Annotated in this window: 5 protein-coding genes and 1 tRNA gene; 1 reads left to right on the top strand and 5 read right to left on the bottom strand. The window is 37.7% G+C overall.

Annotated elements, in window-relative coordinates:
* From B2X72_RS07400 to B2X72_RS07385, 4 genes are all read right to left on the bottom strand, one after another.
* Window positions 1–2,830, bottom strand: a 2,830-nt coding sequence (locus tag B2X72_RS07400; protein ID WP_286848837.1) for an Eco57I restriction-modification methylase domain-containing protein, incomplete at its 3' end; no start/stop codon positions are given.
* Window positions 2,830–6,129, bottom strand: a complete 3,300-nt coding sequence (locus B2X72_RS07395) for a helicase-related protein (RefSeq protein ID WP_099372529.1) — start codon at window positions 6,127–6,129, stop codon at window positions 2,830–2,832. The genes B2X72_RS07395 and B2X72_RS07400, both read right to left, overlap by 1 nt.
* Window positions 6,126–6,404, bottom strand: a complete 279-nt coding sequence (locus B2X72_RS07390) for a helix-turn-helix domain-containing protein (protein ID WP_099372528.1) — start codon at window positions 6,402–6,404, stop codon at window positions 6,126–6,128. Before B2X72_RS07390 ends, B2X72_RS07395 begins: the two co-directional genes overlap by 4 nt.
* Before the next feature lie 281 nt (window positions 6,405–6,685).
* A complete protein-coding gene (locus tag B2X72_RS07385) occupies window positions 6,686–7,669 on the bottom strand; it encodes a hypothetical protein (RefSeq protein WP_286848834.1) in 984 nt (327 codons plus the stop codon).
* A gap of 426 nt (window positions 7,670–8,095) precedes the next feature.
* Between B2X72_RS07385 and B2X72_RS07380 the strand changes: the two genes are divergently transcribed.
* Entirely contained in the window at window positions 8,096–9,001 is a 906-nt protein-coding gene (locus tag B2X72_RS07380; protein WP_019974731.1) for a tyrosine-type recombinase/integrase, read from the top strand.
* A gap of 182 nt (window positions 9,002–9,183) precedes the next feature.
* Here B2X72_RS07380 and B2X72_RS07375 read toward each other — a convergent pair.
* Window positions 9,184–9,257 (bottom strand) — tRNA-Pro (locus B2X72_RS07375).
* Window positions 9,258–9,290: the final 33 nt, after the last annotated feature.

Below are 9,290 nucleotides of genomic sequence, written 5' to 3'. Positions count from 1 at the left end.
TATATGCGTGGTCTCCTGTAATAATCGAATGAACTGAATCAATACAGTAAAATGGTTCCTCAATGTAAGTGGCTATTAAATCAGCAGATGTTTGGCGAAGAAATATTTTTGGACTCTCAAAATATTTATCGTCCCTTTGACACCAGAGCCAGTTGCCATATTCTATGTAAGAAGAATCCCAATTAAGTTTATATCGAAATATTTCTCTTCCTTTCGTGACGGGTTTTGAATTTTGAGATACTATAGACTCTCTGAAGTAATTTATCTTTTCACCTTGAACTTTCGCATAAACAGTTATGCCTTGACCGCTTTCATAAACTTCGCCTAATAACTTGGAATCGATTAAAAAGGCTTTTAATTTTTCCTTGTTCTTAATACTTGAAATTGAAAATGTTTCATGATCAAATTCTGTATCATCAAGAGTTTCTGATTCGATTAGCTGTAAACCTCTTTGGTTGAATTCAAATCTCTTGAATGCACTTTTTTTATGCTTAGGATTATTACTTAAAATAGTGATACAACTATCAACAACAACTGAAGAAAATACACTTTCAATTCTATCACTAATCTCTACTATTTTTGTTTTTTCAATCATCCACTTTCTTAGCGCCTGAAATTGATTATAAACAGTAAATGTGTGTGGAGTTATATATGAAAGAACGCCATATTCAGATACTAAATCATATCCTCTTTTAAAAAAGAAGATATATACATCATAGTGCTTGGATATTACCTCTTTGAAAATTGATTGAAATTTAATTTTATCTTCTTTCGTTGAAACCTCATTATAAGGCGGATTCCCAATCACCACATCAAATTTCTCTACACCAAACATCCACTTTGGGTCAAACCAATCTGATTTTTCGTGTCCAAAAGGGTTCCAGGTGCTGAGCTGGTAAGCACGGCTTTCTTTGTCAGAAAACAAACTCAGTTGGTCTTTAAACATTTTTTGCTGCACCTTTAAAAACTGCTCTTTGATGCGTTGTTTTTGCTTACCATAGCTTTGGATATAGTCGTTTCGGAGTTCTTCCAATTCCTGCATTTCCTCCCAATTGTCAAATAAACCACGTTGTCCGTTTTCTTCGGGGAGTTTTATTAACGTATCTGCTGTAACAAATTTGAATTCCAAGTTTGGTAAAGGTTCAATACCTCGGTTGGGTTTGTTTTCGTCAATATTTTCATCTACCACCAAAGAAAGGAAGCAACGCAATTTGGATATTTCGGCAGCTACAGGCTGTATATCCACCCCGTAAAGGGAATTTTGTATGACGCCAATTTTGCGGGCATACTCTACTCCCGAGGATTCCATTTTTTCTTTGAGTTGTTTGCGAACTATGGCATTTGAAACACGAGCCACTTGTCTTTTTTTCCACCACACAGCATCAGGGTCAAGCTTTTGCAGGGCTTGCACAATCTTTTGCAACACACCCATAGGGAAAGCACCCGAACCGCAAGCAGGGTCAAGAATTTTTACTTGGTCAAGAGTGTCTAAAATGGCTTCTGTTTCGGCTTTGGTAAAATCAAAGTCCTGCTTGTCCATCATTTTAAAGATGGGGCGAAGTTGGTCTTGCGGCAGATTGGTTTTGTTGTGGATGTATTGCACCAAACTTTCGGTGGCCATATAGTCCACAATTTCTCTTGGGGTGTAAAAACTACCTGTTGCTTTTCGGGCGGTTTCTCCACTGTCAGGGTCTATTTCTGCCAACAGGTTTTCAAAAATGCGCCCCAGCATTTCAGGGTCAACGCTTACTTCTACATCCGTTACCGAGTTTTCATCAATGGTGAAGTTGTATTTCTCCAACTCTTCAAAGAACTTCACAAACCATTGGTCATCAATGTTGAGTGTATTCAGGTTTTGGCTTAATCCTGTAATGTTGCTCGGCTTGTAATAATCTTGGTTGCCCGGTTCAAACAAACCTCCGTTTAAGAATGGAATTTGGTTAGCACCTTCGGGCAAGTTTTCTATCCGCTGTTCAACAGGCGTGTTTAAGGTTTGGAAAAACAGCCGTTCTAAAATAGTGTGATAGTAGCCGGAATATTCTTTAACTGCTTTTGAAGAGAGTAAACTTTCAGGAAGCAAAGGAGCCTCTGCATCTGATTTTTTCATTTTAAGAAACCAGCAGAACACTGTTCTACCAATTAATCGCACCGCAAATTCTTGGTACACTTGTCGGTTTTCTTTGGGAACAGAAGGAAGTTGCAAAATGCCTTTACCGTAATCGGTTACTTTTTTGCCTTTGCCAATTTTACCACCAACTAATTCATAGAAGTAGGCTTGAATGATTTTGTAAAATTCTTCATTCAGAGCCTCAACACTAAAGGCATTGAGAATATCTTGGAGGGCAAGCGATTTCCCTGTGAGTTTGCTCAATCGGTCAGAAGGCGTTCTTACCTTTTCACCTTCGCCCAATAAATAGGTATAGCGTTTGGGTTCGGTTGCTTGTTCAATAACTTCTCCTTCGTCATTTAAAACCTTGATTTCCGATACAAAGGATAGTCTCCATTTTTCTTGCTGAACAAACACGATAATCGCACCGTCCACATCATATTGATAGACATTACGCAGCAATTCACGTAAACCCACTTTGTTGCGTTCGAGCCACACTTCGGGCTTTACTTCAATTTTATATAAACCAATAATGCGGTCGTCAGTGGTGGTGAAGCTTCCTAATTCAAAAGCGGCATTGGCTTTGTCGTTGCTTTTTAGAAGTATCGGCTTTGGTTGAGCTAAAAGACCCAACTTGGCACCAAAAACAGATTTTAGCACTTCCAACCAAGAAGCATCATCAAATGCTTTGCTGAATATTTTATGTAGGGTTACTTTATCCATTAGTCAATAAATGTTTCAGTGATCACAATTTCGGGTGTTACATTCAAGTCAATTTCTACTTGTAGTGAATCTTCATCCTCCCCATTATCAAAAGCATCATACTTTTGGGCAATGGCTACAATCAAGTTATCTGCCTGACCATAAGAAATGGTCTTTTTATCCAATTGGCGTTTCAGTTTTCTTATTTCGTTTGGCAAAGGAGTAAATGTTCCTTTGTCAATTAAATTCAGTAGTGCCTCACATGCTTTTTTGGTGTCATCTTTCCGAGTGATGGATTTAAAATCACGCATAAACTTTTTGGCTTGTGCGGAAATGGCATCCGCTTTATCGGTGGTAGTTACTGTTTCTGTTGTTGAGCCCAAAAAGTCTTTATCAAATTCAGTTAAAGCCGCTTGCACATTTTCAAAGTGGACAGGCGGAATGTCATATCCTTGCTCAGCTGCTTTGGCTTCAAATTGTTCTACGGCTTCTAAAAAAGACAGGGCTTTTACCTCATTGTCTTTATTCACGCTGTAAAACTCCATTTTGTACGGAGATTTAAGGAATATTAGTGTGGTATCTTTCGAATCCTCTGTATTTACGTTGTTGTTTTTTCGAGCGGTTCTTGCTTTTAGTGGGAAGCTTTTTATTCTCTTAAACTCCTTTGGATTGGCGTCTTTGAACTCTCGAATAAAACGGAGATACAAAAGTCTTTTATCTTCTTCGTCAGGCAATCCTTCTTTGAAAAGCTCAAATTGTTCTACTAACTCTTCGTGGGTAAATACTTGTGCGTCTTCACCATAAGCGGAGTGAAAGCCTTGTAATTTAATCAAGGCATTTTTATACAATTTAATTTCCTCATCACCGTGTTGAGAAGGATAAAAAATGTAATTGTAAACAACGCCTGCAACGCTTCCAATTCGGTTGATTCTGCCGATACGCTGCATCAATCTTGTGGCATTCCAAGGCGTGTCGTAATTTACTAGAACATTAGCTCTATGCAGGTTTACGCCCTCTGCCAATACATCTGTGGTAATAAGAATTTGATAGTCGTCTTTTCTTTTTCCCGGGTAGTTGGCATCAAAATTTGCCTGAATCGTTTCAAAAATCTTGTTTCTATTAGAAGAAGATATTTTCAATACGCCTTTGCCTTTGTAAGCTTCGAGCTTTTCAGCCAGATAATCAGCCGTATCATTACTTTCTGTAAAGATTATAAGTTGTCCTGTTGGGTTTTTGTCCTTATTCAGAAGTTCATTTTCAAGTGCTTGAAACAACTTGTCAATTTTTGGGTCTTCTTTAACCAATTTCCACTCGTCATTAAGTTCTCTGAGTAAAGCTTCATCCTTTTTTAGACCCATTAAAAATTCCGGTTCAAAATCCTCGGCTTTGAAAATGTTATTTTTAGGGTTTTCTGTACTCAACTGAATGATAAGTTCTTCTATTTCTTCCATAGAAAAACCTTTTTCAACCAACTCGTTGATGTTCAAATCAGGCGCAATAAGAACCTTGTCATTTTCGAACATCTTTATCATTCGTTGTGTAGAAACCAAAAGATTGTTCAACGTGATTTTAAAAGCATGGAAACTGCTTTCCAGTCGCTTGATCATGAGCGTTTTCATGATACCTGCAAGCGATTTAGAAATCAAAACCGCTTGGTCGTAATAAGCGTCTTGCAATTCTTCACTTAAGAATCTAATGGCTTGATATCGGAAATAGCTAATTTTATCTTCATCAGTCAGATAAAAAACGGTGTGATAAAATAGTTTACTGAGTTTTGTGTCTAGATTGTATTCAACCGTTTTTAAAGGTGCTATCTCAGGGAAAATAATTCCTTGATCCTTTAAATCGTCTATATATTTTGGGTAATTGGTTAAATCTCTTCGCGTTCTACGAACTGTAATTTGTGAAATCACCTTTTCCCTTATTGTGTTGTATATCTCCCTAATCTGATTGATGTTCGGCTCATCCGCTCGCATTAATTCACGATACTCACGAATAATAGGGCCAAAGAATGATTGAAGGTTCGTAACAGGAAGTGTGCTTCTGCGGGCATCCTGAAAAAGCAACAATTGATAGTACAAATCCTGTGGACGGTTATTCAAAGGTGTGGCAGAAATAAGAATGATTTTCTTGTTTTTACCTTTAACCAATCCTTCTCCGTTACGTGGAGCTTTGCAGATTCTTTGAAGCAGTCCGAAACTTTGGGAGGTATGATTTCTGTATTTATGGGCTTCATCCACTAAAATCAAATCGTAATCTTCTTTTGCCCAATAATTTAAATCTTCTCCATTTACAATTTTCTCAAGGCGTCCGTTAGTAATAAACTTTGTATGACGGTCTATACCAAACATCCTAAATGTGGTCTTCCAGTTCTTTTCCAAAGCAGGAGGGTACACAACGAGGATTTTTGTATTCAGTGAACCATTTGCAATTAAGAATCTTTTGGCAATCATTGAAGCAACAATTGTTTTTCCTAATCCAACTACATCAGCCAAAAAGAATCCGTTATGCTCCATAAGCATTTGAAAGCCTTGGTTAACCGCATCTACCTGATAGCTTAACTTTTTGTAGGTTTTGGGCAAATCTCCAACCGTGTCAGGATCGTAATCAATGTTATTTCCGAAATATTCAATAAGCAGTTTAAGATAAATTTCAAATGGAGTGAACGACTGTCCAATATGAGTTTTCTTTTTAAAGTCTTGAATGTCGGCAGGCAAAATGGTAGTTGATTGTTCCCACAACTTTTGAAATTCAGTTTTGGTGAATTCAACATCATCATAATCCTTTAAGGCAATATTCAACTCATAGTTTGGTGATTTCTTAATTCCCAGACCAGCTTCTGTAAGGTTTGAAGAACCCATAATTACCCAGCCATCAGTATGTTCTGAATGATTTTGAGGTAAGAATAAATAAAACTTAGCATGAATAGCTTTTGAGTTGTGCGCTCGGACTTGAATTCTTCCATCAATGACATCTTGAATAAAATCTAAAATGCCTTCTTCAACTTCCTGAGAATACTTGGCTTCCTTTAAGTCTTGAATGAACCAGTTGAGAAACTCTTCCTTTGTCTTTTGTTCGTCCCCAAAATATAACAGCCCTTTCTTTTGGGCGTCTGCAAACATTTGGTCAACATTAATACCAACTAATATTTTTATGTCTTTTATTTCCTTGAGATAGGGTTGTAAAGCAAAATATCCAGACGAACGAAAATAGCCCACAACAGCGTGAAAGGCGTAAACATCTTTCATGTTCTCCAAAATCCCTTTGAACTTTTGAAAGATTGTTTTCTCTTCAGTATTTGTAAAAAACTTAGTGCTCATAATTTCTTCAATACGTTTTTAAGTCCATCAGCCAAAAATTCCAAGTCACCGAGTTCACTTAAAACTGTCGATTGAATAAATTCTATCTGTACTTCTTTATCTTGAATTTCTAGAGTCTTAGCCAGTATCGGGAGCATTTCTTTTGTTGCCACTCGTTCACTTCTCTCAATTTTACTCAAAATGGAAGTGTCAATGTCGAGTTCGGCAGCAACCTTTCTAAGCGGAAGTCCCAGTTGTTCCCGTCTGTTTCGTAAATATTCTCCAAAAGAATTCATCTTGTCGTATTTGTTTGGACTTATTTGTCAAAAGTACGATTTATTTTTATTTCTGTCCTCCGTGCGTTGGGAAAAATTCAAGCTCTTTTGGTTTTTTAGTTTGGGTTATGCGTGTCGGCAAAAAACCAAATGTGCTTGAATGTGCGTTGGCTTTTTACACTGAGCGATAACGTATAGCTAAACGCAGTTGTGGGTTTAGAAATTGCTTCACTGTCCCACGTTGCAGAATTAAAATTAGGTATTAATAACTTCCTTACCACCATTGACCCCCACAATTGCGTTTAGCTTTTGTTGGTGGCAGTTACTCTTTGGGTTAGTTCATCTATTAATTTGCAAAAAATAGAAAAAGCAGGTTTGGGTGAGTAATCGTCTCTCAAAAGCCCAAACTGGTAAAATTTATCCTCGACAGAACTATTAGTGTCTCGTAAGCTAAATAATTCGTAGTGGTTAATATTTAATTCAGATTTCAAGCTATGGATAGTCCGCACAACTTTTTCAATAACGACCGCCTGTCTTTCATATGACCTTTGTTCGCCTGTCGGCCAGCCATTTTCGGTGATGTGAATAGGTATAGACTGAGGTATTTTACCTTCTTGAAAATTCACGTTCCGCACATATCTCAGAACATTTTTAACTGACTCTATTAAATCGTTGGGTTCTCCGTCCTCTGCCACCGGTCTGAAAACGTCAGGGTAGAAGTCTAAACCAATATAGTCAATAGCGTCTCGCAATTCAAGATATTCATCACTTCCTATTACTTGCCAAAAATTATCAGCAGGATTGAAAGAGGGGACGACATTGAAGCCAACTTTGGTTTGATATTTAAGCCTGTTTATTTCTTTTTTAGCTGTTAGAACACCATCCTTTAATGCCTTGTCTATATTTTCAAATCCTCCATCACCTGCAAAGGATACTCTTAAATTAGGTTCCTCAGTGATTTGTAAAGAATACAACTTACTACCAAATCTTTGGATGACGGTCTTAATCGTATTTTCCCAGTCGTCTCTTTGATATGAAATAGACCTATAACACAGAACTAAGTCAATTTTTCGTGTCTCATTTGAGTATTGAAGTATATTCTCTGGAGCTTCAAAAGCTAACTTACTATCACCAAGATATTGAATGTAGCCTCTAATAACTATGAAGCTGTCGTTTTGTTGTATTTCACTTAAAGCTGATTTTATTTTTGAAGGATTGTCAGGCTCTCCAGTCGCAAGTTCTGAGTCAGTACCCGCAACGCTTCCAATGTATATTCCAAAAGTCATAGTTTATAATTTTGTTTCAATAATTGCCACCAATGGCTCGGCGACTTGGCGAAGTAGCGAAGCTGTATCGAAGATACAAAAGCGGAGCTATTTAGCCAAGTCGCTTGTTGTAAGCAGTCCGCGAAGCGGCGGCTTACGGCAAGCGACGTAAGTCGCCGAGCCATTGTTAGCAAGGAGCGCAGCGGATTGCTAACAACGGATCAGGCGCTTGGCGCACGTGCTGGAGCATTGCTCCAAGCGCGTGTTAGAGGACAGTCCCGAAGGGCTGTACTCCGGCAAGCGCCTGATCCGTTGAGAGGGAAGCCCGGAGGGATTTCCTCTCAACATCTGTTTTAACGAAACGAATATACGGAAAATTTCGCTTAACCAACCCTATATACGTGTTTCGTTATTTGACTTTTCTTTCTACATAAGATATTGATATATTTGTATTTAAAAAATAAAACCGCACAAATAGCGAAACAAAATATTATAAAATACTATTTCCCTGATATGAATAGCGAAATCATACTTGAAACCTTCGAAAAGAGATTGCTGATGCAGAGATATGCTGGCAATACCATTAGATCGTACAAGGATTACGCTAGTATATTTCTTAAACATGTTAGCAAATATCCCTCCCTTGAAGAAATTCCACTGTCAGATATTGAGGCGTTTATAAACGAAAAAGTTCAAAATGGGAAAATTAGTGTTTCCTATCAAAAAGGATTAGTGGGCGCAATCAAGAAGATGTACGAACTGATATTGGACAAAAAAATCCAACTGGATTACTTATACCCGAAACGCTCATTTTCTAAATTACCTAAATTCTTTTCAAAAGAAGAAGTAAGAAATATTCTCGATAACACTCAAAATCTAAAACACAAGGCTATTCTGATGACAATCTATAGTTGTGGACTACGTCTTAGCGAACTGTTGAATCTCAAAATCAAAGACATAAAATCTTCCGATGGAATTATCAGAATCCATCAAAGCAAAGGTAATAAAGATCGGATTGTATCATTACCAGACAAATTGCTGGCGACTTTGAGACATTATTATCAAGCATTCAAGCCAAAGGAGTACCTCTTCGAAGGTGAGAAGGGTGGCAAGTATAGCGAACGAAGTGTACAGTTGATTCTGAAAAAAGCATTGATCAAAGCAAATGTTCAGTCGGAAGGCTCTGTACATACATTGCGACATTCTTATGCCACACATTTAATCCAATCAGGTATCGATATCCGAATTGTAAAAGAGTTATTGGGTCATGAAAATATAAAAACGACTATGATCTACACTCATATCACTGACATAGACAAGCAAAAGACTCCTAGCCCTCTTGATTTTTTATAAGAATAAGATGAACTTTTCACGCTCTATAGAAACAAGCATTATGCTCCAATCATTCTTTAAGAAGGGTTATTCTTCTAGCTTAACTTAACTTTGCTTAGGTTATTGAATAATCAATATTCAGATATAATTTGTCCGAAATGTGTCCGAAAAAAGAAAAAGCCACTGATTATCAGTGGCTTTTGTCGGGGTGGCAGGATTCGAACCTACGACCTCCACATCCCAAATGTGGCGCGATACCGGGCTACGCTACACCCCGAAAAGGTATCACCTTTGTTTTGTGTGGCACAAA

This window comes from Sphingobacterium sp. UBA7253, from assembly GCF_002472745.1.
GTDB classification, from domain to species: domain Bacteria; phylum Bacteroidota; class Bacteroidia; order Sphingobacteriales; family Sphingobacteriaceae; genus Sphingobacterium; species Sphingobacterium siyangense.
Note: the sequence above shows the minus strand (reverse complement) of the source record. Positions and strands in the feature narration are given on the sequence as shown.

Excerpts from the sequence above, each read along its gene's own strand:
- B2X72_RS07395 (WP_099372529.1), bottom strand. The coding sequence starts at position 6,129 with ATGAGCACTAAGTTTTTTACAAATACTGAAGAGAAAACAATCTTTCAA.
- B2X72_RS07390 (WP_099372528.1), bottom strand. The coding sequence starts at position 6,404 with ATGAATTCTTTTGGAGAATATTTACGAAACAGACGGGAACAACTGGGA.
- B2X72_RS07385 (WP_286848834.1), bottom strand. The coding sequence starts at position 7,669 with ATGACTTTTGGAATATACATTGGAAGCGTTGCGGGTACTGACTCAGAA.